We start from the raw sequence: 22253 nt of genomic DNA, 5'->3' as shown, positions 1-22253 counted from the left end.
TTCGGGCAGGAGGACGCTCCCGGCGCGGCGGGGCGGCCCTTGCGCGGGAGCCCTGGCTTGAGCGGGATCTATGGCCTGGGACGGGCTTCAGCGCCTATTTATAGGGTGCTATTGCTGCTGATTTGATAGCATTTTCATGCCCCAGCAACGTGTCACCCACGAGCCGGCCTATGTGCTGCACCGCTACGACTGGAGCGAATCGAGCCTGATCCTGGAGGTGTTCACCCGCCACCGCGGGCGCACTGCGTTGGTGGCCAAGGGAGCCAAAAGGCCCAGTTCCAACTTTCGGCCGGTGCTGCTGCCCCTGCAGCCTTTGCACCTGAGCTGGACCCAGAGTGCATCGGACTCTGCCGAGATCCACCCCCTCAAGGGGGCGGAATGGGTCGGCGGCCACACCATGCCCACGGGCGAGGCCTTGCTGTCGGGCCTGTACCTCAACGAACTGCTCATGCGCCTGTTGGCGCGCGACGACGCGCACAGCCTGCTGTTCGACCACTACGCCGCCGTGGTGCGCGTGCTGGCCACCGAGCATGGCGAAGTGCTCGAACCCTTGCTGCGCAGCTTTGAGCTGCTGTTGCTGCGCGAGGTGGGACTGCTGCCCGCGCTGGATGTGCAGACCCTGACCCTGGCGCCGCTGGAGCCCCAGGGCCGCTACGCCCTGGTCGCCGAGGCCGGCCTGCGCGCCGTGCCCGCAGCCGAGCGGGCCAGCCTGTCGGGCGCGCAGTGGCTGCAACTGCACGCCGCCCTGCGGGACGGTGTGCCATTCACCACCCTGCTGCGCGAATGCGCGGCCGTGGCCGGTGAACTCAAACCGCAGTTGCGCGGGCTGTTGCAATACCATTGCGGCCACCCGGTGCTGCGCACGCGCCAGTTCATGATGGACCTGCAATCGCTATGACCTCTTCACCCCATCCCCGCACCGCGCTGTCGGTCAACGTCAACAAGGTGGCGCTGGTGCGCAACACGCGGCACCTGGGCATTCCCAGCGTCACGCGTGCGGCGCTGCTGTGCCTGCAGGCGGGAGCGCAGGGCATTACCGTGCACCCCCGGCCCGATGCGCGCCACATCCGGCCCCACGACGTGCATGAGCTCGCCGAACTGCTGCAGGCCTGGCCCGAGCGCGAGTACAACATCGAAGGCAACCCATCGCAGAACCTGATGGACTTCATCCGTCGCGTGCGGCCGCACCAAGCCACCTTTGTGCCCGACAGCGAGGACCAGTTCACCAGCGACCATGGCTGGAGCTTTCCGCAGGATGCCGCCCGGCTGGCGCCTCTGATTGCCGAATGCCACGACCTGGGTGTGCGCGTGAGCCTGTTCATGGACCCGGTCCCCGAGCAAATGGCCCAGGCCCGGGCCGTGGGTGCCGACTGCATCGAGCTGTACACCGAGCCCTACGCTGCTGCCTGGGGCACCGAGCGACAGGCGGCTGAACTGGAGCGCTACCGCGCCGCCGCCCAGGCCGCGCTGGACGCCGGGCTGGGCGTGAATGCAGGGCACGATCTGAACCGCGACAACCTCACCGACTTTCTGCGCAGCGTGCCCGGTGTGCTGGAGGTGTCCATCGGCCACGCGCTCATTTCGGATGCGCTGGAGCTGGGCTACGCCGCAACGGTGCGCGCCTACCAGGCCTGCATCGATGCAGCATGCTCCTGATTTTGTAGCTGCTTGCGCTTGATAGATAAGCGCTGGCGGCATATTTTGTTCAAATCCATGATCTACGGCATCGGCACCGACATCTGCGACGTGCGCCGCATCCGCGCCAGCCTGGAGCGCCATGGCGACCGGTTTGCCGAGCGCGTGCTCAGTGATGCCGAGCTGGCCATCTGGCGCGCGCGCAGCCAGCGCTGGAGCGAGCGCGGCGTGCGCTACCTGGCCACGCGCTTTTCCGCCAAGGAGGCGTTCAGCAAGGCCATAGGCCTGGGGCTGCGCATGCCCATGACCTGGCGTACCTGCGAGGTCGGTTCGTTGCCCAGCGGCCAGCCCATCATCGTGCTGCACGGGGCCTTGCATGAGTGGTTCGAGGCACGGTCGTTGCGTGCCCACCTGAGCGTGACCGATGAAACCGACTACGCCGCCAGTTTTTGTGTAGTCGAACAGGCCGATGGCGCTTATGGAATAAGCGCGAACAGCTATTAAAATAATAGCAAATGAACGGAGAGAACGCATGACGGTCCATTCCCCCCTCTTGCTGGACGTGGCGGGCACGCAGCTCAGTGCAGACGACCGCAGGCGCCTGGCGCACCCGCTCACCGGGGGCGTCATCCTGTTCACCCGCAACTGGCGCGACCGTGCGCAACTGCTGGAGCTCACCAGCGCGATCAAGGCCGTGCGCGAGGACCTGCTCATCTGCGTGGACCACGAGGGCGGCCGCGTGCAGCGCTTTCGCTCCGACGGTTTCACCCAACTGCCACCCATGCGCGCCCTGGGCGCACTGTGGATGCAGGACGGCAAAGCCGGCCCGGGCAGCGGGGCCATGGCGGCCACCAATGCGGCCACAGCGGCGGGCTATGTGCTGGCCAGTGAGCTGCGGGCTTGCGGCGTCGATTTTTCCTTCACACCCGTGCTGGACCTGGACTGGGGTGGCAGCAGTGTGATCGGTGACCGTGCCTTCCATGCCGACCCGCGCGTGGTGGCGATGCTGGCCAAGAGCCTGGCGCATGGTCTGCTGCAGGCGGGCATGGCCCACTGCGGCAAGCACTTCCCGGGGCACGGCTTTGTGCGGGCCGATTCGCACACCGACATTCCCGTGGATCGGCGCAGCCTCAAGGCCATTCTGCAGGACGACGCTGCGCCCTATGCCTGGCTGCGCAGCACGCTTACCGCCGTCATGCCCGCACATGTGATCTACCCCAAGGTGGACAGCCGCCCGGCGGGCTTTTCGCGCCGGTGGCTGCAGGATATCCTGCGCACGCGCCTGGGTTTCGAGGGGGCCATCATCAGCGATGACCTGAGCATGGAGGGCGCACGCCATATCGACGGCCACCTGGCCAGCCACACCGATGCCGCATTGGCGGCATTGCAGGCCGGGTGCGACCTGGTGCTGCTGTGCAACCAGAGCCTGGGCGATGGGCGCGCCGTGGATGATCTGCTGGATGGCCTGGCCGACGCGCTGGTACACGGCCGCTGGCAGCCCAGCCCGGACAGCGCTGCGCGCCGCCTGGCACTGTTGCCGGAAACCGTGCCGCAGGCGTGGGATGAATTGATGTTCCAGCCGGCCTATCTGCAGGCGCTGGAGATGCTGCCCTGAGGCAGGCTTCGCTCGGGTTTCAGGGGACGGAGGGTGTATCTTGCAAACGCTCTTGCGGGGCTGGAGCCGGGATGCCTGATGGGGCGATCGCCGGTTCCCAGCGGCGCAGAACCCGCTGAAAGATCAGCGCATTGGGTATCTGCAGCAAGACACCGGTCTGCCCACGCGTTGCATCTTCCAGCGTGGTGTAGAGCAGGTTGATGTCCACCACCCGACCCTTGGCGCCGGGTTTCTCGGCCGTGTCGAGCAGTTCGATGGTGTCCCCCAGGCGGAAGGGGCCCACGGTGAATATCAGGAACGCGCAGAACAGGTTGGACAGCACGCTCCACGCCGCAAAGAAGGCCACGGCTCCCACGGTGGCAAAGCCGGTAAAGCCGGTCCACAGCACCGTGGCCGACACGCCCAGGCGCTCCAGCACCAGCAGCAGGGTGGCGGCAAAAATGGTCCAGCGCATCAGCCCGTGGATGGGCATCTGCAGTTCCAGGGGAATCTGGTAGTGGCGCCCGGCACGGGTCAGCAGGCGCCCCAGCAGGTTCTGCAGCAGCCAGGCCGCCACAAGGATGAGTGCAATCTGCCCCCCCGGAACGATGATTTCCAGCCAGTCCTGGGCCCATTCGGGCAGGTAGAGAGTCAAGGAACGTCGCATGGGAGATGTGTCAGCCGTGGCGCTGCTCTACCGTGTCCATCTGCATTTCAAAGCTGAAGAAGCGGTCGCGCCCCTGGGCCTTGGCGGCGTACAGCGCCTGGTCGGCACGCATGAGCATGCTTTCCGCACTGGTGGCATCGTCGGGCACACAGGTCGTGATACCGCCCGAGAGCGTGACCACGCCCGCCACGGGCGATGCGGGGTGCGCAATCGCGTGGTTGCGCAGCGTCTGCCCCAGTGCCCGGGCAAAGGTCATGGCGCCGGAGCGGGGCGTGCTCGGCAGGATGAGGGCAAACTCCTCGCCGCCGTAGCGTGCCGCGGTGTCGCGCGGGCGCACGCACACCTCGCGCAGCAAACGGGCCACCTGCTGCAGGCAGGCATCGCCCTGCACATGGCCCAGGCTATCGTTGTAGTTCTTGAAGTGGTCCAGGTCGCACAACATCAGGGTCAGCGGTTGCCGATCGCGCCGAGCGGCCAGGATCTCGCTGTGCAACCGCTGGTCGAAACCGCGGCGGTTGATCAGGCCCGTCAGGGCATCGACCTCCACCATCGCGTTGAGCCGTTGGTTGGCCAGGTGCAGTTCGTCGGACAGGGACACCAGGCGACGCCGCATGTCGAGCAGGCGCCGCATGGCGCGCAGCTTGGCCACCAGCACAATGGGCTTGACCGGCTTGGTCAGGTAGTCGTCGCCCCCGGCCTCGATACCGCGCCAGACATCCAGTTCGTTGTCCAGGCCCGAGAGGAAGATGATGGGCGTCCAGTCGCCGGGTTCGGCAATGCGCATCTGCTGGGCCAGCCAGTAGCCGTCCTTGCCGGGAAGGCAGATGTCCAGCAAGACCAGATCCGGGCGTCGCTCGGTGAAAAAGCGCAGCGCCGTCTCGCCGTCACGCGCCTCCAGCACCTGGGAAATGCCTGCGTTGCGCAGCTCGCCCACCAGTGCAGCGCGCACCGACTCCTGATCCTCGACCACCAGTACGCTGAAAGGCTGCGCCGTGTTGGCGGGGAGCAGGGCGGTGGACAGGGGCATGGCGTCAATGTGCCAGATCAGCCCTCGCGCCGCAACGCCGGGAACAGGATCACATCGCGGATGCTCTGGCTGTCGGTCAGCAGCATCATCAGGCGGTCGATGCCGATGCCGCAACCGCCTGCGGGCGGCATGCCGTACTCGAGCGCACGCACGAAGTCGTGGTCGAAGTACATGGCCTCGTCGTCGCCGCCGTCCTTGGCCGCCACCTGGGCGTGGAAGCGTGCGGCCTGGTCCTCGGCGTCGTTCAGCTCGGAGAAGCCGTTGCCGAACTCGCGGCCAGTGATGTAGAGCTCAAAGCGCTCGGTCACCTCGGGGCGCGTGTCGTTGGCACGGGCCAGGGGCGATATCTCTGTCGGGTGCTCCATGATGAAGGTGGGCTGCCAGAGCTTGTCTTCCACCGTTTCCTCGAAATACAGCACCTGCAGGCTGGCCAGGCTGCGGGCAGAGAGCTTGTTCTTCTCTTCGTTCATGCCCAGCTTCTTCAGTGCGCTGATGAGCCAAGCAGCGTCGTCCACATGGGCACCGGCCTCGGTGTACTGGAAGATGGCTTCGCGGATGGTCAGGCGTGCAAACGGCTGAGTCAGATCGACCTCGCGCCCTTGGTAGGAGAGTTGCAGCGTCCCCGTGGCCTTGAGGGCCGCGTCGCGCACAAGCTGCTCGGTAAAGCCCATGAGGTCCTGGTAGTTCCAGTAGGCCGCATAGAACTCCATCATCGTGAACTCGGGGTTGTGGCGCACCGAGATGCCTTCGTTGCGGAAGTTGCGATTGATCTCGAACACACGCTCGAAGCCGCCCACCAGCAAGCGTTTCAAGTACAGCTCGGGCGCGATGCGCAGGTACATCTCCTGCTCCAGCGCGTTGTGGTGTGTGACAAAGGGCTTGGCATTCGCGCCACCCGGAATGGGGTGGAGCATGGGCGTTTCCACTTCCAGGAAACCGTGCTGCACCATGAAGTCGCGGATGCCGCTCACGGCCTTGCTGCGCGCCACGAAGCGCTTGCGGGCCTGCTCGTCGGTCATCAGGTCCACGTATCGCTGGCGATATTTCACTTCCTGGTCGTGGATGCCGTGGAACTTGTCCGGCATGGGGCGCAGGCTCTTGGTCAGCAGCCGCAGGCGCTCGACCTTGATCGACAGCTCACCCGTCTTGGTTTTGAACAGCGTCCCTTCGGCGCCCAGGATGTCGCCCAGGTCCCAATGCTTGAAGGCGGCATACAGCTCTTCGCCCAGCGCGTCGCGTGTCACGTAGAGCTGGATGCGGCCCGAAGCGTCCTGCACCGTGGCAAAGCTGGCCTTGCCCATGACGCGCTTGAGCATCATGCGGCCGGCCACGCACACGGTGATGGGCTGTGCCTCCAGCGCCTGTGCGTCCTGCGCGCCGTGCTGGACTTGCAGGTCTGCCGCATGGTGCTGGGGTTTGAAGTCGTTGGGAAAAGCCACGCCATGGCCCTGGGCCTGGGCTTCGCGCAGGGCGCGCAGTTTGTCGCGGCGCTCGGCGATGAGCTGGTTTTCGTCCTGGGGTGCGGGGGCGTGGTGCTGTTCAGACATAGGAGCCGTCGGTGCGGGGCGTGAAAAGGGAGTGGCCGATGCGGCCAAACCTGTGATTTTAAGGCGGTGCGCCTCAGCATGGGGGCGCTCTGTCCTGTCGACCCAGCAGGACCATCGCTGTACGGGCGATGATGCGCAGATCCAGCCACAGGCTGCGCTGCTGCACGTAGTCGCAGGCGTAGCGCAATTTGGTGGGCAGAATCACCTCCACATAGGTGCGCTCGGGGTCGGGGCTCTGCGCCAGCAAGGTGCTTTCATCCCGAAAGGCGAGCGATGCCAGATCGGTGATGCCGGGACGTACGCTCAGCACGGTCTCGCGCACATCCGTTGGGTACAACGCCACGTAGCGCGGCACCTCGGGGCGGGGGCCCACCATGCTCATGTCGCCGCGCAGCACGTTCAGCAACTGCGGTAGTTCATCCAGCTTGCTGCGGCGCAGCCAGCTGCCCGCACGGGTGATGCGGGGATCTTGCCCCACGGTGATCTGCAGCCCTGCGGCTTCGGCATTCACCTGCATGGTGCGGAACTTGAGGATGGCAAAGGGACGACTGTCGCGCCCCACACGCTGCTGGCGAAACAGCACCGGACCCGGGGAGTCAAGCCGCACCCACAGCGCCAACGCCAGCAGCAGGGGCGCCAGCAGCGCTAGCGCAGTGGCGGCACAGGCGATGTCGAACAGCCGTTTGCCCATGGAGGAGTCAACCCAGCAGTTCGTGCAGCGCGGTGATCACCCGATCTTGGTCGGCGTCCGTTATCGCGGTGAACAACGGCAGACTCAGCATGGCCTGGTAGGCCGCGTCGGCCTGCGGGAACCTGGCGGGCACCAGTCCATAGCGGTCGCGCCAGTAAGGGTGGCGGTGCAGCGGAACATAGTGCACGCTGGTGCCAATGCCGCGATCCGACAGCGCCTGGATGACCGCGTCGCGCCCCAGGCGTGCCCCCAGCGCCAGGCGCACCACATAGAGGTGCCAGGCATGCACATCGCCCGCCGGGGCATCGGCCGGCAGCACCAGGGGCAGGCCCGCCAGTTGCGCGTGGTAGCGCGCTGCCAGGTGCTGGCGGCGCTCCAGGAACTGCGGCAGGCGCTGCAGCTGCACCAGGCCCAGGGCGGCGGCGGTGTCGGTCAGGTTGTATTTAAAGCCGGGGGCCACCACCTCGTAGTACCAGGCGGGGGTCTTGGAGGTGAAGCGGTCGAACGCGTCGCGGCTCATGCCGTGCAGGCGCATCACGCGCATGCGCTCGGCCAGCTTGGGGTCGCTCGTCACGGCCATGCCGCCCTCGCCGGTGGTGATGGTCTTGTTGGCGTAGAAGCTGAACACCGTCACGTCGGAGTCGAGCTGTCCCACCAGCCGGCCTTTCCAGGTGGTGGGCAGGGCGTGCGCGGCGTCTTCCACCACTTTCAGGCCATGCTCGCGCGCGATGGCCAGAATGGCGTCCATGTCGCAGGCCAGGCCCCCGTAGTGCACCGGCATGATGGCCTTGGTCCGGGGCGTGATGGCGGCGCGGATGGCCTCAGGGTCGATGTTCAGCGTGACCGGGTCCACGTCCACCAGCACCGGGTCGGCGCCCAGGTAGCGCACCACCTCCACGGTGGCGGTGAAGGTCAGCGTGGGCGCGATCACCTCGTCGCCCGGGCCGATCCCCAGGGCCTCCAGCGCGAGGTGCAGGCCGGCGGTGGCGGAGTTGACGGCGATGCTCTGCAGCCCGTTGCCGCCCAGGTAGTCGGTGAAGGCCTGTTCGAAGGCGCGGGCCTTGGGGCCGGTGGTGACCCAGCCCGAGCGCAAGGCCTCGGTGACGGCGGCGATCTCGGCATCGCCGATGTCGGGGCGTGCAAAGGGGAGGAAGGGAAGGGTGGTGTCTGACATGGTGATGGATCAGGGGGTGCCGCGGCCGATGGCGTGGTATTCGATGCCCAGCGCGCGCATGTCGGCGGGTTCGAACAGGTTGCGGCCGTCGAAGAGAACCGGCTGGCGCAGCGTGGCGGCCAGGTGGGCGAAATCGGGGCTGCGGAACTCCTTCCACTCGGTCACGATGACCAGCGCGTCCGCGCCTTCGAGCACGGCCTCGGAGCGGTCCAGCAGGTGCAGGCCGGGCCGCGTGCCCAGCGCCGCACGCGCCTGTGCCAGCGCCACGGGGTCGTAGGCAGCAACCTCGGCGCCCAGGGCCTGCAGGCGCTCGATGATGGTCAGGCTGGGCGCCTCGCGCATGTCGTCCGTGCCCGGCTTGAAGGCCAGGCCCCAAAGAGCGAAACGCCGCCCGCGCAGGTCCGGCCCGAAGCGCGCCACGATCTTGTCCACCAGCACCAGCTTCTGGCGCTCGTTCACGGCCTGCACGGCCTGCAGGATGGTCAGATCCTGCCCGGCTTCGCGGGCCGTGTGCACGAGGGCCTGCACGTCCTTGGGAAAGCACGATCCGCCGTAGCCTGTGCCCGCGTAAAGGAAATGCGTGCCGATGCGCGGGTCGGTGCCGATGCCGGTGCGCACCTGCTCAATGTCAGCCCCCAGCTTCTCGGCCAGCAGGGCCAGCTCGTTCATGAAGCTGATGCGCGTGGCCAGCATGGCGTTGGCCGCGTACTTGGTGAACTCGGCGCTGCGCACGTCCATGGCGATCAGGCGGTCGCGGTTGCGCATGAAGGGGGCGTAGAGCTGGTGCAGCGTCTGGGCCGCCTGGGGATCGTCGGCGCCTACCACCACGCGGTCCGGGCGCATGAAATCCTGCACGGCCGAGCCTTCCTTGAGGAACTCGGGGTTGGACGCCACCGAAAACGCCAGAGCCGGCAGGCCGCGCGCCTGCAGCACCTGTGCCACCAGCGCGCGCACGCGGTCCGCCGTGCCCACCGGCACGGTGCTCTTGTTGACGATGAGCCGGGGCTCCTGCATGCGTTCGGCAATGGCGCGCGCGGCGGCGAGCACATGTTGCAGGTCGGCCGAGCCGTCTTCGCCCGGCGGCGTGCCCACGGCGATGAACTGCACGCGACCGTGGGTTACGGCATGGTCCACATCCCCGGTAAAAGCCAGCCGCCCGCTGCGGGTGTTGCGCAGCACGAGATCGAGCAGGCCGGGCTCGTGGATGGGCAGCTCGCCGCGCAGCAGGGTGGCAATGCGCCCGGGGTCGCGGTCCAGGCAGACCACGTGGTTGCCCATCTCCGCGAGGCAGGCGCCTGTCACAAGGCCCACGTATCCGGTTCCGACAACGGTGATGTTCATGGGGCAGCGTTCACAGGGGTTTGACCGCCCAGGTCAGGCGGTGTGTGCGTAAAAAAGGCGCCAGCCGCGCGGCAGGGGCGATCAGCCCTGCTGGCAGGCGCCGCGCGAGGGGCGGCGCCAGGGTGAGCCGCAGCGAGCGCAGCCTGGCGCTGGGGAACAGCGTGCGCAGCTCGGCGGGCGGGACTTTGCGCACATCGGGATTGTGCGGGTTGTTCACCACAAAGTCATACACCAGCACACCGCCGCCCGGCGCCACCCAGCGCCACAGCGTGCGCGCGAACTGCTGGCGGTAGGCGGGGTCGAGCAGCGAGCTGAACACGGTGAAGGCCAGCACGGCCTGCTGGCTGGCGTCTGCCACCGGCGCCGCACAGGCGTCGCCTTCGATGAGCTGCACGCCGCCCGGCAGCACGGCGCGTGCGGCGGCGGTGCGTTCAGGCAGCAGTTCGATGCCGCCCAGCAGCCCGGGCGTGGCGCCCAGGCGCAGCAGGTCCAGCAGGTTGCCACCGCTGCCGCAGCCCACTTCGAGCAGGGGGCGATCGGCCAGGCTGGTCCAGCCATGGGCGCGCCACAGGCGCGCCATGGCGCGCAAGCGCTCCTGCTGAGCTTGCAGGGCGGCTGCGTTGGCGTACAGGCTGTAGCGGTTTGCGTCGGCTGCGTTGTCGCGCCGCGCGTAGCGTGCCTGCACGGCGTGGGTCTCGGGCGTGCTCATCGCGTGATCCTCGCGAAGCGTTGCGCCGGCGGGCGCTTGCGCAGCACGTCCCACAAGCCTTGCCAGGTGCCCCAGCCGTAGCCCAGGTGGAAGGCGGCGATCACGGCGGGCAGGCGCGGCAGCAGGTTCCAGGCCCCGGCGGCGCGTGCCGCCGCCACGCTCGCCAGCGCCAGATAGGCGCCATAGAGCGCCAGCAGCGCCGTGGCGGGCCAGGGCGTCCAGGGCAGCAGCAGGGCGCAGAGCGCGAGCGCGGCAACGAACAGCGCGGGCACGAGCTGGCGCAGCGAACCCGGCTGCCCGTGCTTGCGCACCACGAAGGGCCGCCAGTAGCCGTACTGCTGTTGCTGGGCGTAGAGGTGGCGCAGCGAGCCGCGCGGGTGGTAGACCGAGCGGATCGTGCCGCTCTGCCAGATGCGGCCGCCGCCCCGGCGCAGGCGCAGGTTGTGTTCGTCGTCCTGGTTACGCACCAGCGCCTCGTCGAACAGGCCGAAGCGCGCGAACGCCTCGCGCCGCCAGCAGCCCAGGTACACGGTGTCGACCGCGCCCTCGTAGCCCGGGTCGCGCGAGCGCGCGCCGCCCACCACCCAGCGGCACTGGAACGCTGCCGCGATGGCCGCACCCATGGCGCCGGTGCCCTGCGCGACCCAGGGGCCGCCCACGTTGTCGGCGCCGCTGCGTTCCAGCGTGTCGATGCAGCGCGCCAGGTAGTCGGGCGCGAACTGGGTGTGAATGTCGAGCCGGGCAACCACTTCGCCCTGGGCGCGCGCGATGCAGGCGTTGAGCCCGGTGGAGACGATTCGGCCCGGGTTGTCCACCAGCACCAGCCGCGCGTCGTGGGCGCAGCGCTCCTGCAGACGCTCGCGCGTGCCGTCGTCGCTCTCGCCGTCGGCGATCAGCACTTCCATATGCCAGCCTTCCGGGAGCTGCTGGCGCAGCACCGAATCGCAAAAGGCGTCAATGAAGGCGGCCTCGTTGCGGCAAGGAGCAATCACGCTGAGCAGGCGGGGGGCAAGGGCGGTCATTGCAGAAGCTCCCGGTACAGCCGGTCCATGCGGTCCATCTGCGCCTTGCGGTCGCCGTCCAGCGCGATGCGCTCGGCATTGCGCTCGCCCGCCTGGCGTGCCTGCGCATTGTCGCTGGCGAGCCGCTGCAGCACCCGGGCCAGTGCTGGCGCATCGCCCGCGGGTACCAATAGATCCGGGTCGATCCATTGCCGGTTGGCGGGCAGGTCGCTGGCCACCACGGCCAGGCCGCAGGCCATGCTCTCCAGCATGGCCACCGAGGTGGCGTCGCTGGCCGGCACGGTGACCGATATCTTGCAGCGTGCCAGCACGGAGGCCATGCCCGCGTCGTCCAGGCGGCCATGGAAGGTCACGCTGGGCGCCAGGCCCAGCGCGTGGACCTGGGCACGCAGCGCGGGTTCGAGCGCGCCGCCGCCCAGCAGGTGCAGCTGCAGCGGCACGCCGGGCAGCTGCTGGCTCGCCAGCGCGAAGGCGTCGATCAGCGTGGCGATCTGGTAGTTGGGCTCCCAGGCGCGCAGGCTCACGATGTGCAGGCCGTCCTTGTGCTCCCAGGGCGTGGGGTTGAAGCGCGCGCGGTCCACGCCCCAGTGGATCTCGTGCACCGGGGCGCGCGGCTGGTACTGCCGCGCGGCCTCGACGAGGCTGGCCGAGTCGCCGGTGAGAAGGTCGGCGCGGCGCAGGATCCAGCCCGTGAGCCAGCGCATCCAGGGCCGGGTGTGCGGCGTCACCAGCAGGTCGCTGCCCCAGGCCGTCATCACCAGCGGGTGGCGGTCGCAGCGCGCGGCCAGGTAGCCGTAGGAGGTGAGGTAGTGCGCATGCACGATGTCGGGCGCCAGCGCGCGCACATGGCGGCGCGCCGCGCCCGCGCGCAGCAGCCAGTCGGTTTGGCGCTGCACGGGTGCCAGGATGCGCTGCTCCACGCCATCGAGCGGCTCGGGCCGCGCGGTGACGAGGGAGACGCGCCAGCCGCGTGCGCGCATCTCCAGCGCCCAGCGCCGGGTGTGCGGGCTGTTGGCGTCGCCCAGCAGGCACAAGTGGGGTGCGTCAGCCATGCCCAGCCTCTTTCAGGGGCAAATCTCCCGCCCAGGCGGCGTAGTGGGGTGCCAGTTCGGGGTGCTGCGCCAGCAGGCGGGCGTCGCCCGTGCGCACGTCGCCGATGACGGCGGCGGGTGAGCCGGCGACGATGGCAAAGTCTGGCACCTCGCCGCGCACGCGCGCGTGGGCGCACACCACCACGCCCTTGCCGATGCAGCTGCCCGCCTCGACCACGCTGTGTGGGCCGATGAAGCTGTACGCCCCGATCTCGACCGGGGCGCGCACATAGCCAGGCACCTCGCCCTGGCGGCTGGCGTAGGCGCGGCCGAGCAGCCGGATGCTGCGGTGCGAGCTGTGCGTGACGATGCTGACAAAGTTGGTGATCTGCACCCCCTCGGCGATGCGCAGCCCGGCCGTGGCGTCGAGGAAGTTGAACTGGCCGATGAACACATGGTCCGCCAGCTCCAGTCCGGCCTCGCCCTCGATGCAGGTGCTGGGTGCGATGCGCGTGTGGGGCAACGCTTGGCCTGCACGGCCTTGCTCGCCGAACACCATGCGGTAGAAAAGCTGCCGCCAGAGCCAGCGGCGCCAGCGGTTAAGCAGGGGTCTCATGGGGAATGTCGCTCCAGGATGCGAGGGCCTGGAAATAGTAGAGGAAGTACGCGGCCATGGCGGTCGAAACGCCCCAGGCCGCTCCTGCGAGCCCGCCCCAGTGGAGTCCGGCGGCCAGCCCGGCGAAAAACACCACCTGCCCGACGAGCGCCAGGCGCAGCGCCCAGGGCTGGGCGCGCCAGGCGAGCGTCACCACCGAGAGCGGCGAGGCGATGAAATGCAGGCCGATATAGAGCGCCAGCCCGCGTGCCAGAACGCCGGTGTCACTCCACTGCTCGCCAAAGGCCCAGGCGAAAAGTGCGGGGCCCCACAGCAGCAGTGCGGTCCCCAAGGGCGCGGCCATGAGGGCCAGCGTCAGCATGGTGCGGCGTACCAGCGTACGCGCCTCGGCAGCGCTGCGGGCGTGCACCAACTGCGGGTACAGCGCCTGCGACAGCGCGCCCCCCAACAGGGTGGCAGGGGCCTTGAGATAGCGCAGCGCCAGGGCCCAGAAGCCCGCCGCTGCATCGCCTGCCCATGCCGCAATCAACAACAGCGCCAGCGTGTCCTGTAGCGCTCCTGCAAAAGCGTGGGGTGTGTTGTACAACGGAAAGTCGCGGTGCTGCGCGGCCATGGCTTGCAGGCGGCGCAGTGGTTGGCGCAGCAGGCGCCGCCAGCCCCCTTGCGGTGCGGGCCGGGCCAGCAGCCAAGTGGCTGCCAGACCCGCCAGCACGGGACCCAGCCACAGTCCCCACAGCCCGAGTTTGAGCAGCCCCAGAAGTACCTGCATCACCGCGGCTCCGCCCTGCTGCACCAGGCGTGCTGTCGCGAGCAACCCAAAGCGGTGCCCGCGTGTGGCCCACAGGCCCAGCCATTGCACGCCGCCTGCGGCCAGCACCGCCAGAGGTAGCAGCCAGGCCTGCTCCAGCCCTTGCCACCACCACAGCGTCAGGCCCACAGGCATGGACAGTGCCGTGACCGCCACCGCAATGCGCAAGCACAGCGCCATCAGCAGCGCGGCCCGCCGGGGCCGAGGCTCCAGCGGAAGGGCAAAGTCATAGCGCGCACAGACCACCACGGCAAGATTGCTGGCCACCGCCCATAGCAGGGCGAACTGGCCGAAATCCTGTGGTGAATAAAGGCGTGTGAGCACAGGCCCCAGGGCCAGGGGTAAGGCATGCGCCAGCACGCTGCCCGACAGCAGTGTGAGCGTCGCCTTCAGCATCGTGGATCTCATGCTTGCTGGGGCTGGTAGCCGGGCACAAGCCCGTGCAGCAGGGCTTTGATGGCTGTGCTGTCATCGGCCTGGGCTGCATTCTCCAGACGTTCCAGCCATGGCTGCAACGTTTGCCAGGGCAGATACTCCTCCCTTGCGCGCAGGATGCGCGGATGCGACGTGGGCATGGGATGGTCACCAATCAGCAGCTCTTCGTAGAGCTTTTCACCAGGGCGCAAGCCGGTGAATTCGATGGCGATGTCGCCCTGTGGGTGTGCCGCGTCACGTACCGTCAGGCCCGACAGCGTGACCATGCGCTGCGCCAGATCGGCAATGCGCACGGGCTCGCCCATGTCCAGCAGGAATACGTCGCCGCCTTCGGCCAATGCGCCTGCTTGCAGCACCAGTTGGGCGGCTTCGGGAATGGTCATGAAGTAGCGCGTGACTTCGGGGTGTGTCACGGTGATGGGCCCGCCCTGAGCGATCTGTTGCCGGAACAGCGGGATCACGCTGCCGCTGGAGCCCAGCACATTGCCAAAGCGCACCATGGAAAAACGCGTGGGGCATTGCCATGCACGGGCCTGCTCGGTGGCTGGGCCGAATGGAGGCTGGGGGCTTGCGGCCACGGCCTGCAGGATCAACTCGGCCACGCGCTTGCTGGCCCCCATCACATTGGTGGGGCGCACGGCCTTGTCGGTGGAGATGAGCACGAAATGCCGTGCCCCATGCTGCAGGGCCATCTGCACCATGGTGAGGGTGCCGAACACATTGTTGAGCACGCCTTCACCCGCGTTGGCTTCCACCATGGGCACGTGTTTGTAGGCCGCGGCGTGGTACACAAGGGCCGGGTGGTATTGCGCGCCAATGTGCTGCATGCGCTGCGCATCGCACGCACTGGCCAACAAGGGCACCAGCTCGCAGCGGTGTGCGCCCTGGTCGCGCAGGGTTTGCAGCTCGTGGTGGATGGCGTAGAGCGCGTATTCGCTGTGCTCCACCAGCAGCAGTTGCGCGGGGCCTTCGTTCACGATCTGGCGGCACAGCTCGCTGCCGATGCTGCCTCCGGCCCCGGTCACCAGCACTACCTGGCCCGCAAGCGCAGGGCCCAGCAGGCCGGACAAGGGGGCCACGGGCTCGCGGCCGATGAGGTCTTCCAGCCCCAAGTCCTGGAAATCGGCCACCGTCACGCGGCCACTCGCCAGGTCCGACAGGCCCGGCAGCGTGCGGATGCGCAGTGGCAGCCTGTGCAGGCCCTCCAGAATGGCGCGGCGGCGCTGGCGCGGTGCGCTGGGCATGGCCAGCAGCATGTCGGTGACGCCCAGGCGCTGCACCAGGTCGGGCAGGGTGTGCGTGCCGTACACGCGCACGCCATTGATGCTGCGGCCCACCTTGATCGGGTCGTCGTCCACAAAGCCCACCAGCTCATACTGGCGCATGCCGGCCAGACCCGCTGCCGTCTGTGCGCCTGCGCTGCCTGCTCCGTAGATCAGAAGATGGCGTGGGGCCTCGCCTGGCTGGCCGGCCAGCCACAGCCATCCCAGCGCACGGCTGGCGCCCACCAGCAGCAGAAAAATCAATGGCTGCAGGATACCCACGCTGCGTGGCACGCCCTCCCACTGGGCCAGCAACAGAACGGCCAGCAGCAGCGCGCCATACCAGGCGACGGCCCGGCCCGTGGTGATGAGCGCGCGAATGCCGGTGTAGCGGAAGATGGCGCGGTAGAGCCCCAGGTTCACAAAAATGGGAAACGCGAGCAGCGGCCCCAGGGCATAGACCAGCCACTGAAGCCCTTCGGGGCGGTGCAGTGTTTCGAGCCGCAATGTGAAGGCCAGCCACATGGCGAGCAGGCCCATGCCTGTGTCCAGAGCCACCACCACCAGGCGCTTGGCGTTGCGGGGCCATAGCAGGATGCGGGTGGGCAAGGTGCTGGACATGGCTGGCTGCGTGTGGTGTGTGCTACGCCCGCGCAATGCCCGTACGGTCGAGCACGTCCGCCACGAGCTCCAGCCGCACCAGCGGGTTGTCCAGTTGCATCAGCTGCTGTTTCAGCTCTTGGGGAACGGGCAGCAGTTCACACCAACGGTTGGCCACCCAGCCGCAGTCGCCCAGTTGGTCTGCGGTGGGCTGGGGGGTCGGCCGGTGGCCTGGCCGCTCGGGTAACGAGGCCATTACCCGCGCCAGCGCCGCGCTGGCCACCATCAGGTGGGGGGGGACTGCCGTGGGGTGGTCTGCGGGCAGCAGCTGCACATCGGCCACCCAGAGGCCGTGGGGCAGGACATGGCTGCGCTGGATGTGAAAGCGCTGGGTGCCCTCGCATTCCAGGTGGATCAGCGCAGGTTGGGGGCTTTGCAATTGGGTGATGCGGGCCAGTGTCCCCACGGCGTGCAGTTGCTCTTGTGGGGCGCCCGCCTTGCGCACCTCGCTGCCGCTGCGCAGGCAGACCACGCCGAACGGCGCGCCTGCTTGTTGGCATTTGCGCACCATGTCGAGGTAGCGCACCTCGAACACGCGCAGGGCGAGGTGGCCACCGGGCAGAAGCACGGCGGCCAGCGGAAACAGCGGCAGGCTGGTGAGGGTCAGAGGCTGGGGCATGGAAATGAAGGGGCTATCATCCCATGCCGCCGTGCGGTCAAGAACGGATTCCAGCGATGCTCCATCAGATTGTTACTTTTTTGCTCGACGTGGTGGCAGGCCTGCTGTGTGGCATGTGCCTGCTGCGCATCTACATGCAGTGGCAGCGCATCCCTTTCTCCAACCCCGTGGGGCGCCTGGTGTTTGCGCTGTCCGACTGGCTGGTGCTGCCCTTGCGTCGTGCCATTGCACCGGTGGGGCGCCTGGATCTGGCCAGCCTGCTCGCTGCCTTGGCGGTGGAGCTGGTGCAGTACCTGTTGTTGTGGCTGCTCTTTGGTGCGGGCACGGGTTGGCAGTGGCTGCCCTGGCTGGCGGTGTTTGGCATGGTGCGCGTTGCGCTCACGGGCATGGCGGGATTGCTCATTGCCTATGCCGTGCTCTCGTGGGTGCAAGCGCACTCGCCGGTGTCGGACGTGATTGCGCGCCTGAGCGAACCCTTGCTGCGGCCCGTGCGCCGGGTGTTGCCACTGGTGGGCGGGGTGGATCTGTCCCCGCTGGTGGTGCTGGTGCTGGTGCAGGTGGCGCTGATGGCATTGGGCCATCTGCAGTTCGGGCCCTTGCGATGAAATCACACTAAAAACGGGCCCTGGGGCTTATCTGCAGGGCGCTAGCAGCTATTGTTTTTGTAGCTTCCAACCGCCGTGGGTGGTGGTTGGCAGAGTGGTTATCAGGCCACGGCGTCGGCCGGCAGGCGTTGCAGCATGGCCAGGCTGCTGGCAATGGTGTTGCGTAGCTCGCGGCGGTCGCAGATCAGGTCCACGGCACCCTTTTGCATCAGGAACTCGGCGCGCTGGAAGCCCTCGGGCAGGGTCACGCGCACGGTGTTTTCAATGACGCGCGGGCCGGCAAAGCCGATCAAGGCCTTGGGCTCGGCAATCACGATGTCGCCCACAAAGGCAAAACCTGCACTCACGCCGCCCATGGTGGGATCGGTCAGCACGCTGATGTAGGGCAGGCCCTTCTTGGCCAGGCGCGTGAGCGCCGCGTTGGTCTTGGCCATCTGCATGAGCGAGAGCAGGCCTTCCTGCATGCGCGCGCCGCCGGTGGCGGTGAAGCAGATGAAGGGCACTTTTTGCTCGATCGCGCTTTCCACGCCGCGCACGAAGCGCTCGCCGACCACACTACCCATGGAGCCGCCCATGAAGTCGAATTCGAAGCAGGCGGCCACCACGTTGATGCTCTTGACCGCACCGCCCATGACGATGAGGGCGTCAGTCTCGCCCGTGTTCTCCAGGGCTTCCTTCAGTCGCTCGGGGTACTTGCGGCTGTCCTTGAACTTGAGTGCATCGACCGGGATGACCTCCTGGCCGATTTCGTAGCGGCCTTCCGCATCGAGGAACGCGTCAAGCCGGGCGCGCGCGCCGATGCGGTGGTGATGGCTGCACTTGGGGCAGACGTTCTGGTTCTGCTCCAAGTCGGCCTTGTAGAGCACGGTCTCGCAGCTGGGGCACTTGATCCACAGGCCCTCGGGCATCTGGCGGCGCACCGTGGGGTCGCTTTGCTGGATTTTGGACGGCAGGAGTTTTTCAAGCCAGGACATTCGTCTTCCTTTGTATGAGTGGGCCAGCAGAATGCGGCCTGTGAAACTGGCACACCCCATGCCAGGGACGCCGTGGAACTGGCTTTGCCAGGCCACCGGCGTCGTCCCCCTTCCCGCAAGCGAAGCGCAGCGAGAGAAGGGGGAAGCGGCAAAGCCGCTCAGGGGGGTGCCTTCTTATTATGCGTCGAGCGCCTTGCGCACACCGCGCAGGAAGTCCACGGCCACGGGAACGATTTTCTCGTGGGGCTGGTCTTCGAGCAACTGGATGATGCGGCTACCGATAACGACGGCGTCGGCCACCTTGCCGATGGCCTGGGCCGTGGCCGCGTCGCGGATGCCGAAGCCCACGCCCACGGGGATGTGCACATGCTGGCGGATGCGCGGCAGCATGGCCTCGACGGCGCCGGTGTCGAGCGCGCCCGAGCCCGTCACGCCCTTGAGCGACACGTAGTACACGTAGCCGCTGGCCACGCGGGCCACTTCCTGCATGCGCTCTTCCGTGCTGGTGGGGGCCAGCAGGAAGATCAGGTCCATGCCGTGCGCGCGCAGCTTGGCGGCGAAGTCGGCGCATTCCTCGGGCGGGTAGTCCACGATGAGCACGCCATCGACGCCCGCCTCGGCGGCGTCGCGCACGAAGGCATCCTTGCCGTGGATCTGGTCGTAGCGTTCCACGGGGTTGGCGTAGCCCATCAGCACGACGGGGGTGTCCTTGTTGCGGCCGCGGAATTCGCGCACATGGCCCAGCACCTGCTTGAGGCCGGTGCCCAGCGCCAGGGCCTTTTCGCCGGCTTTCTGGATGACCGGGCCGTCGGCCATGGGGTCGGAGAAGGGCACGCCCAGCTCGATGATGTCGGCACCGGCATCGACCATGCCATGCATGAGCGCGGGGGTGATGTCGGCAAACGGAAAGCCGGCCGTGACGTAGGGAATCAGCGCCTTGCGGCCCTTGGCCTGCAGGGCGGCGAAGGTGGCGGCGATGCGGTTCGGTGTGGTGTTCATGCTGCGGGTCCTCCCTTCACGGCGTGGCCGCGCATGGAGGGGCGGTCGTAGAAATCTTCGCCCGACAGGTCGGCCACGGTGCCGATGTCCTTGTCGCCCCGGCCCGAGAGGTTGACCAGGATGGACTGGTCGGGGCGCATTTCCTTGGCCAGTTTCATGGCGTAGGCAAAGGCGTGGCTCGATTCGAGCGCGGGGATGATGCCTTCGGTGCGGCACAGGTAGTGGAAGGCGTCGAGCGCCTCGCTGTCGGTGATGCCGACGTACTGCGCGCGGCCGATTTCCTGCAACCAGGCGTGCTCGGGGCCGACGCCGGGGTAGTCCAGGCCCGCGCTGATGCTGTGTGTCTCGGTGATCTGGCCGTTCTCGTCCTGCAGGATGAAAGTGCGGTTGCCGTGCAGCACGCCGCTGGAGCCGCGTTGCAGGCTGGCCGAGTGCTTGCCGCTGTCCAGGCCCTCGCCGGCGGCCTCGACGCCGATCAGGCGCGTCTTCTCGAACGGAATGTAGGGGTGGAAGATGCCCATGGCATTACTGCCGCCGCCCACGCAGGCGACCACGGCGTCGGGCTGCTCGGCCGCTATTCTTTGCTCGGCCAGCATGGCGGGCATCTGCGCGAGGCACTCGGTGCCGATCACGCTCTGGAAGTCGCGCACCATCATGGGGTAGGGGTGGGGCCCCGCCACGGTGCCGATGATGTAGAAGGTGTCATCCACGTTGGCCACCCAGTCCCGCATGGCCTCGTTGAGCGCATCCTTCAGCGTCTTGCTGCCCGATTCGACCGGCACCACGGTGGCGCCCAGCAGCTTCATGCGGAACACGTTGGGGCTCTGGCGCTTGACGTCCTCCGAGCCCATGTAGACCACGCATTCGAGGCCGTAGCGTGCGCAAATGGTGGCCGTGGCCACGCCGTGCTGGCCCGCGCCGGTCTCGGCGATGATGCGCTTCTTGCCCATGCGGCGCGCCAGCATGGCCTGGCCGATCACGTTGTTGATCTTGTGGGCGCCGGTGTGGTTGAGGTCTTCGCGCTTGAGGAAGATCTGCGCGCCGCCCATCTCGCGGCTGGTGCGCGCGGCGTGGTACACGGGCGAGGGGCGGCCGACGAAGTGCGCCAGCTCGTAGTTGAATTCGGCGATGAACTCCGGGTCGTGCTGGTAACGCGCGTAGGCCGCCTGCAGTTCGCGCAGGGCAAAGGTCAGCGTCTCGCTCGCGAAACTGCCGCCGTAGGGGCCGAAATGGCCCGAGGAATCAGGTTGGTCGTACTGGAACATGGGATTGCTTTGCAAGTTGCTCGTCGGCCGCGCGCACGGCGGCCACGAAGCGCTGGATCTTGCCGGCGTCCTTGACGCCCTTGATGGGCTGGCCATCGGGGCCGTCAAGCTCGACGCCGGAACTGACATCAACCGCCAGCGAGATGCCTCGCGGGCGCACCTGCAAGATGCCATCGGTCACGTTTGCAGGCGTGAGTCCACCACTTAAAACGAGGTGAGAGGCGACGCTTGGAGGAAGGAGTGACCAATGGAATGCCTTGCCGCCACCGCCATAGCCTTCGACATGGGCGTCGAGCAGGATGGCCCGGGCGCGGGAGTGAACATGGGCATATTCTACGAGGTCGAATCCGAAACCTTGCTCCCCCAGGGGAATGCGCGCGGCGCGCAGGTAAGGGCGGGTGCCTCGGCCGCTGGCCTCCCAGCACTCTTCGGCCGTCTCATCACCATGAAATTGCAGCATTGCGCCCGCCACCATTGCGCTAGCAGCTATCACATTCGTAGCAGTTTCGTTGACGAACAGCAGCACCGGGGTGACGAAGGGCGGCAGGCGCGCTGCCAGTTGCGCCGCGCGCTCGGGTGTCACGGCGCGCGGGCTGGGGGCGTAGAGCACGAAGCCCACGGCGTCCACGCCGGCGGCGACGGCGGCATCCACGTCCTGCTCGCGCGTGAGGCCGCAGACCTTGATGCGCGTGCGGGCGGCGGGGAACGGTGCGGAAAAGGGCGGGGTTTGCGGGCTGCTCATGGCAACGCATCATACGCAGCCGTGCGGCTGGGCAGGCCCCAGGCGGCGTCGTAGAGCGGGCCGAGGAAGTACAGGCCATCGGGCGAGAAGGTGGGCGCGGCGGCGTCGCGCGAGCGTGCCGCCAGCACTTCGGCCATCCAGGAGACTGGCTTGGCGCCCTGGCCGATGGCCACCAGGCAGCCCATGATGTTGCGGATCATGTGGTGCAGGAAGGCGTTGCCTTCGAACTCGAAGCGCCAGTAGCACGGGCTCCAGTCCTCGCCGGGCTCGGGCTGGGCCGGGCCTTTGCGGGTGATGTCGATGCGGTGCAGGGTCTTGACCGGCGAGAGCGCCTGGCAGGCCGAGGCGCGGAACGAGGTGAAGTCGTGCTCGCCCAGCAGGTGGGCGGCGGCCTGGCGCATGGCATCGCCATCGAGCGGGCGAAACACCCAACCCACGCGCCCGGCCTCCACGCTGGGGCGCACGGGCGACTGCAGCAGCACGTAGGCATAGCGCCGCGCGGTGGCGCAGGCACGGGCGTGGAAAGCTTCCGGTACGGGCCGGGCCCAGTGCACGGCGATGTCGGGTGGCAGGAAGGCGTTGGTGCCGCGCACCCAGGAGAACGGGCTGCGTTGCAGCTCCGTATCGAAATGCACCACTTGCATGAGCCCGTGCACCCCGGCATCGGTCCGCCCTGCGCACAGGGTACTGACGGGGTGGGTGGCAAATTGTGCCAGCGCGGCCTCCAGACAGTCTTGTACCGTCTGGCCTGAGGGCTGGCTTTGCCATCCCTGGTAGCGCTGGCCGAGGTAGCTGACGCCCAGCGCCATCCGCATGGGAGGTGCAGTGCC

General features: G+C 67.8%; 23 protein-coding genes. 5 read left to right on the top strand and 18 right to left on the bottom strand.

Going from position 1 to position 22253, the window contains the following annotated elements; genetic code table 11:
• Positions 1-136 precede the first annotated feature (136 nt).
• Genes recO through nagZ form a run of 4 tightly spaced genes read left to right on the top strand, consistent with a single transcriptional unit; the run spans position 137 to position 3250 of the window.
• Positions 137-898 (top strand): DNA repair protein RecO, encoded by a 762-nt coding sequence (gene recO / locus MJ602_RS06750; protein WP_162015395.1) that lies wholly within the window; start codon positions 137-139, stop codon positions 896-898.
• Entirely contained in the window at positions 895-1656 is a 762-nt protein-coding gene (locus MJ602_RS06745; protein WP_243020083.1) for a pyridoxine 5'-phosphate synthase, read from the top strand. The genes recO and MJ602_RS06745 overlap by 4 nt, the downstream gene beginning before the upstream one ends.
• A 57-nt stretch (positions 1657-1713) precedes the next feature.
• The gene (gene acpS / locus MJ602_RS06740; protein ID WP_243020110.1) at positions 1714-2139 is read left to right on the top strand and encodes a holo-ACP synthase; all 426 of its coding nucleotides are present in this window, start codon (positions 1714-1716) and stop codon (positions 2137-2139) included.
• 28 nt (positions 2140-2167) lie between these two features.
• Positions 2168-3250: a beta-N-acetylhexosaminidase gene (gene nagZ / locus MJ602_RS06735; RefSeq protein WP_243020082.1), complete on the top strand. Its 1083-nt coding sequence runs from the start codon at positions 2168-2170 to the stop codon at positions 3248-3250.
• A 19-nt stretch (positions 3251-3269) separates the two neighbouring features.
• Here the strand turns inward: nagZ and MJ602_RS06730 are convergent, their stop codons facing one another.
• The 13 genes from MJ602_RS06730 to MJ602_RS06670 form a co-directional block, all read right to left on the bottom strand.
• Complete coding sequence (locus tag MJ602_RS06730) at positions 3270-3896, bottom strand: mechanosensitive ion channel family protein (protein WP_162015399.1); 627 nt, start codon at positions 3894-3896, stop codon at positions 3270-3272.
• Positions 3897-3906: 10 nt separating this feature from the next.
• On the bottom strand, positions 3907-4923 hold the full coding sequence (locus MJ602_RS06725; RefSeq protein ID WP_243020081.1) for a GGDEF domain-containing response regulator: 1017 nt from the start codon (positions 4921-4923) through the stop codon (positions 3907-3909).
• A gap of 17 nt (positions 4924-4940) precedes the next feature.
• On the bottom strand, positions 4941-6470 hold the full coding sequence (gene lysS / locus MJ602_RS06720) for a lysine--tRNA ligase (RefSeq protein ID WP_243020080.1): 1530 nt from the start codon (positions 6468-6470) through the stop codon (positions 4941-4943).
• A 73-nt stretch (positions 6471-6543) separates the two neighbouring features.
• The gene (locus MJ602_RS06715; RefSeq protein ID WP_162015402.1) at positions 6544-7161 is read right to left on the bottom strand and encodes a sugar transferase; all 618 of its coding nucleotides are present in this window, start codon (positions 7159-7161) and stop codon (positions 6544-6546) included.
• A 7-nt stretch (positions 7162-7168) separates the two neighbouring features.
• On the bottom strand, positions 7169-8335 hold the full coding sequence (locus tag MJ602_RS06710) for a DegT/DnrJ/EryC1/StrS family aminotransferase (protein WP_243020079.1): 1167 nt from the start codon (positions 8333-8335) through the stop codon (positions 7169-7171).
• A 9-nt stretch (positions 8336-8344) separates the two neighbouring features.
• A complete protein-coding gene (locus tag MJ602_RS06705; RefSeq protein WP_243020078.1) occupies positions 8345-9676 on the bottom strand; it encodes a UDP-glucose dehydrogenase family protein in 1332 nt (443 codons plus the stop codon).
• A gap of 10 nt (positions 9677-9686) precedes the next feature.
• Positions 9687-10385: a class I SAM-dependent methyltransferase gene (locus MJ602_RS06700; protein ID WP_243020077.1), complete on the bottom strand. Its 699-nt coding sequence runs from the start codon at positions 10383-10385 to the stop codon at positions 9687-9689.
• Entirely contained in the window at positions 10382-11407 is a 1026-nt protein-coding gene (locus MJ602_RS06695; protein WP_243020076.1) for a glycosyltransferase family 2 protein, read from the bottom strand. Before MJ602_RS06695 ends, MJ602_RS06700 begins: the two co-directional genes overlap by 4 nt.
• Positions 11404-12459, bottom strand: a complete 1056-nt coding sequence (locus MJ602_RS06690) for a glycosyltransferase (RefSeq protein WP_243020075.1) — start codon at positions 12457-12459, stop codon at positions 11404-11406. Before MJ602_RS06690 ends, MJ602_RS06695 begins: the two co-directional genes overlap by 4 nt.
• The gene (locus tag MJ602_RS06685) at positions 12452-13054 is read right to left on the bottom strand and encodes an acyltransferase (protein WP_243020074.1); all 603 of its coding nucleotides are present in this window, start codon (positions 13052-13054) and stop codon (positions 12452-12454) included. The genes MJ602_RS06690 and MJ602_RS06685 overlap by 8 nt, the downstream gene beginning before the upstream one ends.
• Complete coding sequence (locus MJ602_RS06680; protein ID WP_243020073.1) at positions 13038-14270, bottom strand: lipopolysaccharide biosynthesis protein; 1233 nt, start codon at positions 14268-14270, stop codon at positions 13038-13040. Before MJ602_RS06680 ends, MJ602_RS06685 begins: the two co-directional genes overlap by 17 nt.
• Positions 14267-16180, bottom strand: a complete 1914-nt coding sequence (locus MJ602_RS06675; RefSeq protein ID WP_243020072.1) for a polysaccharide biosynthesis protein — start codon at positions 16178-16180, stop codon at positions 14267-14269. Before MJ602_RS06675 ends, MJ602_RS06680 begins: the two co-directional genes overlap by 4 nt.
• A 22-nt stretch (positions 16181-16202) precedes the next feature.
• On the bottom strand, positions 16203-16838 hold the full coding sequence (locus MJ602_RS06670) for an LON peptidase substrate-binding domain-containing protein (RefSeq protein WP_243020071.1): 636 nt from the start codon (positions 16836-16838) through the stop codon (positions 16203-16205).
• A 56-nt stretch (positions 16839-16894) separates the two neighbouring features.
• Here MJ602_RS06670 and MJ602_RS06665 point away from each other — a divergent pair, with 56 nt between their 5' ends.
• Positions 16895-17443 carry a YggT family protein gene (locus MJ602_RS06665; RefSeq protein ID WP_243020070.1) on the top strand — a complete coding sequence of 183 codons (549 nt, stop codon included), beginning with the start codon at positions 16895-16897 and terminating at the stop codon, positions 17441-17443.
• A gap of 101 nt (positions 17444-17544) precedes the next feature.
• On the opposite strand, the gene accD is transcribed toward MJ602_RS06665, so the two are convergent.
• From accD to truA, 5 genes are all read right to left on the bottom strand, one after another.
• Positions 17545-18417, bottom strand: a complete 873-nt coding sequence (accD, locus tag MJ602_RS06660; RefSeq protein WP_162015411.1) for an acetyl-CoA carboxylase, carboxyltransferase subunit beta — start codon at positions 18415-18417, stop codon at positions 17545-17547.
• A 177-nt stretch (positions 18418-18594) separates the two neighbouring features.
• Positions 18595-19416: a tryptophan synthase subunit alpha gene (trpA, locus tag MJ602_RS06655; RefSeq protein WP_243020069.1), complete on the bottom strand. Its 822-nt coding sequence runs from the start codon at positions 19414-19416 to the stop codon at positions 18595-18597.
• Positions 19413-20681 (bottom strand): tryptophan synthase subunit beta, encoded by a 1269-nt coding sequence (trpB, locus tag MJ602_RS06650; RefSeq protein ID WP_243020068.1) that lies wholly within the window; start codon positions 20679-20681, stop codon positions 19413-19415. The genes trpA and trpB overlap by 4 nt, the downstream gene beginning before the upstream one ends.
• A complete protein-coding gene (locus MJ602_RS06645; RefSeq protein ID WP_243020067.1) occupies positions 20659-21423 on the bottom strand; it encodes a phosphoribosylanthranilate isomerase in 765 nt (254 codons plus the stop codon). The genes trpB and MJ602_RS06645 overlap by 23 nt, the downstream gene beginning before the upstream one ends.
• Positions 21420-22238, bottom strand: coding sequence for a tRNA pseudouridine(38-40) synthase TruA (gene truA, locus MJ602_RS06640; RefSeq protein WP_243020066.1), 819 nt, complete (start codon positions 22236-22238; stop codon positions 21420-21422). The genes MJ602_RS06645 and truA overlap by 4 nt, the downstream gene beginning before the upstream one ends.
• Positions 22239-22253 lie beyond the last annotated feature (15 nt).

This window comes from Simplicispira sedimenti, assembly GCF_022760965.1.
Lineage (GTDB): Bacteria > Pseudomonadota > Gammaproteobacteria > Burkholderiales > Burkholderiaceae_C > Simplicispira > Simplicispira sedimenti.
Note: the sequence above shows the minus strand (reverse complement) of the source record. Positions and strands in the feature narration are given on the sequence as shown.

Excerpts from the sequence above, each read along its gene's own strand:
- recO (WP_162015395.1), top strand. The coding sequence starts at position 137 with ATGCCCCAGCAACGTGTCACCCACGAGCCGGCCTATGTGCTGCACCGC.
- MJ602_RS06745 (WP_243020083.1), top strand. The coding sequence starts at position 895 with ATGACCTCTTCACCCCATCCCCGCACCGCGCTGTCGGTCAACGTCAAC.
- acpS (WP_243020110.1), top strand. The coding sequence starts at position 1,714 with ATGATCTACGGCATCGGCACCGACATCTGCGACGTGCGCCGCATCCGC.
- nagZ (WP_243020082.1), top strand. The coding sequence starts at position 2,168 with ATGACGGTCCATTCCCCCCTCTTGCTGGACGTGGCGGGCACGCAGCTC.
- MJ602_RS06730 (WP_162015399.1), bottom strand. The coding sequence starts at position 3,896 with ATGCGACGTTCCTTGACTCTCTACCTGCCCGAATGGGCCCAGGACTGG.
- MJ602_RS06725 (WP_243020081.1), bottom strand. The coding sequence starts at position 4,923 with ATGCCCCTGTCCACCGCCCTGCTCCCCGCCAACACGGCGCAGCCTTTC.
- lysS (WP_243020080.1), bottom strand. The coding sequence starts at position 6,470 with ATGTCTGAACAGCACCACGCCCCCGCACCCCAGGACGAAAACCAGCTC.
- MJ602_RS06715 (WP_162015402.1), bottom strand. The coding sequence starts at position 7,161 with ATGGGCAAACGGCTGTTCGACATCGCCTGTGCCGCCACTGCGCTAGCG.
- MJ602_RS06710 (WP_243020079.1), bottom strand. The coding sequence starts at position 8,335 with ATGTCAGACACCACCCTTCCCTTCCTCCCCTTTGCACGCCCCGACATC.
- MJ602_RS06705 (WP_243020078.1), bottom strand. The coding sequence starts at position 9,676 with ATGAACATCACCGTTGTCGGAACCGGATACGTGGGCCTTGTGACAGGC.
- MJ602_RS06700 (WP_243020077.1), bottom strand. The coding sequence starts at position 10,385 with ATGAGCACGCCCGAGACCCACGCCGTGCAGGCACGCTACGCGCGGCGC.
- MJ602_RS06695 (WP_243020076.1), bottom strand. The coding sequence starts at position 11,407 with ATGACCGCCCTTGCCCCCCGCCTGCTCAGCGTGATTGCTCCTTGCCGC.
- MJ602_RS06690 (WP_243020075.1), bottom strand. The coding sequence starts at position 12,459 with ATGGCTGACGCACCCCACTTGTGCCTGCTGGGCGACGCCAACAGCCCG.
- MJ602_RS06685 (WP_243020074.1), bottom strand. The coding sequence starts at position 13,054 with ATGAGACCCCTGCTTAACCGCTGGCGCCGCTGGCTCTGGCGGCAGCTT.
- MJ602_RS06680 (WP_243020073.1), bottom strand. The coding sequence starts at position 14,270 with ATGAGATCCACGATGCTGAAGGCGACGCTCACACTGCTGTCGGGCAGC.
- MJ602_RS06675 (WP_243020072.1), bottom strand. The coding sequence starts at position 16,180 with ATGTCCAGCACCTTGCCCACCCGCATCCTGCTATGGCCCCGCAACGCC.
- MJ602_RS06670 (WP_243020071.1), bottom strand. The coding sequence starts at position 16,838 with ATGCCCCAGCCTCTGACCCTCACCAGCCTGCCGCTGTTTCCGCTGGCC.
- MJ602_RS06665 (WP_243020070.1), top strand. The coding sequence starts at position 16,895 with ATGCTCCATCAGATTGTTACTTTTTTGCTCGACGTGGTGGCAGGCCTG.
- accD (WP_162015411.1), bottom strand. The coding sequence starts at position 18,417 with ATGTCCTGGCTTGAAAAACTCCTGCCGTCCAAAATCCAGCAAAGCGAC.
- trpA (WP_243020069.1), bottom strand. The coding sequence starts at position 19,416 with ATGAACACCACACCGAACCGCATCGCCGCCACCTTCGCCGCCCTGCAG.
- trpB (WP_243020068.1), bottom strand. The coding sequence starts at position 20,681 with ATGTTCCAGTACGACCAACCTGATTCCTCGGGCCATTTCGGCCCCTAC.
- MJ602_RS06645 (WP_243020067.1), bottom strand. The coding sequence starts at position 21,423 with ATGAGCAGCCCGCAAACCCCGCCCTTTTCCGCACCGTTCCCCGCCGCC.
- truA (WP_243020066.1), bottom strand. The coding sequence starts at position 22,238 with ATGCGGATGGCGCTGGGCGTCAGCTACCTCGGCCAGCGCTACCAGGGA.